The organism is bacterium (assembly GCA_030654305.1).
In the GTDB taxonomy this organism is placed as follows: domain Bacteria; phylum Krumholzibacteriota; class Krumholzibacteriia; order LZORAL124-64-63; family LZORAL124-64-63; genus PNOJ01.
Window position 1 is genome coordinate 1 of sequence record JAURXS010000123.1, and the last position, 2,611, is coordinate 2,611.

At 70.0% G+C, this 2,611-nt stretch carries 2 protein-coding genes; both read right to left on the bottom strand.

Translation table 11 applies throughout. The annotated features are described in order from the left end of the window. On the bottom strand, positions 1–318 hold a 318-nt coding region (locus Q7W29_03250), incomplete at its 3' end, for a hypothetical protein (GenBank protein MDO9170827.1). 217 nt (positions 319–535) lie between these two features. Then, positions 536–2,611, bottom strand: a 2,076-nt coding sequence (locus tag Q7W29_03255; GenBank protein ID MDO9170828.1) for a FlgD immunoglobulin-like domain containing protein, incomplete at its 5' end; no start/stop codon positions are given.

Sequence of the window (2,611 nt, forward strand, 5' to 3'; positions counted from 1 at the left end):
GAAGGGTCGGACCAGTACCGTGTCGGCGCCCGTCTCCAAGGCGACGACCTGCGCCATCTCGTCCGCCTCCTCGAAGAGGGCGCAGATCCGGCTGTCGGGGCGGGCCGCGCGCACGTCGCGGCACCAGGCCAGGGCGCCCGCGGCGCGGGGTTCGATGTTCACCAGCACCAGGGAAGAGGTGGAGGCCGCCAGGTTCGCAGGGGGGATCCGGTCGCGGATCACCGTTTCGACACGGCAGCCCTGCCGCCGCAGGCCCGCGCACAGCTCCGCCGCGGCATCGGGGCGATCGATCACGAGGGTCACGTCGAGGCCGGGCATCCGCCGCTCCCTGCCCGGGGAGGCGCGGTGGGGAACGGCGCCGGCCTGCGGGCAGTGAACCCAACGCGCGGCTGGCGACGATCCTGCGCGGTCGAGGCAGGCGGGGTAGCCGCAGATGGATTTGAGAGCGTCTGTCTCGCATTGCGAGGCCCAGGGGCGGCTTCACCGGGAAGTGGATTCCCGGTGAAGCCGTCAGGCGGTGGTCGCGAACCCCTCGTTATGGTATGAGCGAGAGCTTGATCGCGAGCGGTGCGGAACCGGCGCTCAGCCTCGCGACGTAGACGCCGCCCGGCAGCGCGCGGCCCGCATCGTCGCGCCCGTCCCAGACGACGGAGGCGGGACCGGCCGGGCGCGACTCGTCCAAAAGGCCGCGCACCCGGCGGCCGCGGGCGTCGAAAACGACCAGGGTCGCGCGGGCGGGGGCCGACAGCAGGAACGAGATCGTCGTGCTGGGATTGAACGGGTTGGGGCGGCAGGGGAACAGCGCCAGGGCGCCCGGCGTCTCCCCGTCGGCGCCGGTTGTCTGGGTGCCGGCGTATGCGGTCGGAGCCGACTCGTTGCCCGAGAAATCCACCGCCGCTACCCGGTAGTACGCCTGGAATCCACCGTCGGCATCCAGCCAGGCGGTCGAAGCCGTCGTGTGGGCCGGGTGATCCGGATCGACGGCGAAATCGGGCCCATCGCCACGGTACACCTTGAAATAGGCGAAGTCCGCCTCGGGGTTCGCCTGCCAGGTCAGGGCATTGCCCGCCATCGCGTCGTAGTCCACCGCCAATCCCTGCGGCACGTGCGGCACCAAGTTGTCCACGGAGTAGCCGCTGTCCGGCGCCGAGTCGAAGTAGACACCCGGCACCGCCGTCATCGCGCGGACGAAGAAGGTCGTGAAGTGCATGCCGTCCGCGATCGTGGAATCGGCGACCGTGGGTGCGATCGTGGCGTAGGCCGCTTCCTGGAAGGCGGGCACGGTCTTCAGGTAGTCCCAATCACCGGGCGGGTAGGTCTTGTCGGCCGGCCCCGCGCCGCCGGCCGCCGCCTTGTAGCCGTCGTCGATCCGGCGGAACACGGCGTAGCCGGTCACCGGCTCGGTGCTGCCGGCCGCGTCGCGGCCGTCGCCGGTCCAGGCGATCCGGACCTGCCGGCCCTGGTCGCGGGGAAGGTCCGCGACGGCGGTGATCAGGGCGGTGGCGGCTTGCCCGCGCTGCGAGACCACGGCCCGCAGGATCCAGTCGCCGGTCAGCCCGAGCAGTTCCGATGATTGCCAACTCCCCGCGGTGTAGACGAAGTTGCGGCCGGCCGTCATGTTGCCGTCCGCGTCGCGCGCGATCGAGGGATAGCCGGAGTGATGGAATTGCAGGCCCACGCGGAAGGCGCCGCCGACGCCGATTCCCGCCCCTCCCAGGTCGATCGCCTGCAGGGCGTCGCCGCCGGTCAGCTGGAAATCCTGGGAGAACAGTTCCGCGCCGGGCGCGGCGGTGCCGGCCGCATCGTCCCAGATCTTCAGGGTCAGGGTCTGCTGGGTCGTCGCGCCGCCGTACAGCAGCTGGATCGACTCGACGTCCCAGGAATCCGCGTTCGCGGGGATGAAGCGCGCCGCGGCGATCTCGCCGACGACGAATCCACCCTGGAACGCGGCTGGCGCCCCTTGACTCCAGCCGTCGTTGCGCAGGAGATCGGTCACGACTCCGACGGGCGCGACCAGCACGTCGTTCACGTCGACGCCGGCGATCACGCCGGCTCCGTACAGCACTTCGAAGTCCTGGCCGGGCGGTGACGAGGAAATCGACACCTCGTAGGGGCTGCCGTCGAGCAGCGGCGTGGCGAACGTGAAAGGCCCATCGCTCGTGAGGGTTAGATCGTCCCCGCCGTTGTTGCGCAGGGTGAGCGACCCGCTCAGGCCGCTGACCGTGCCGCCGACGGAGAAGAGGGCGCTGCCGGCGGTTTCGGCGCGGATGATCCAGTCGCCGGTGAGGCCGAAGAGGCTGGACTGGTACCACGCACCTTCGGAGTAGACGAAATTTCGGCCGGCATCGATGGTACCGTCGCCGTCGCGGGCGATGCACGGCAGACCCGCCTGAGTGAACTGGACACCCACGCGGATCGGCCCATCCACGTCGATGCCGACGCCCTCGAGGTCGATCACGTTGATGGTTTCATTGGAGCCCGTGAGGTTGACCGAAGTGGAATAGATCTCCGTTCCGGGTGCGAGCGTGCCGGCCGCATCGTCCCAGATGTGCAGGATGATGCTTCTCTGGGCGACGACCCCGCCGAACATCAACTGCACGTTCAGCAACGG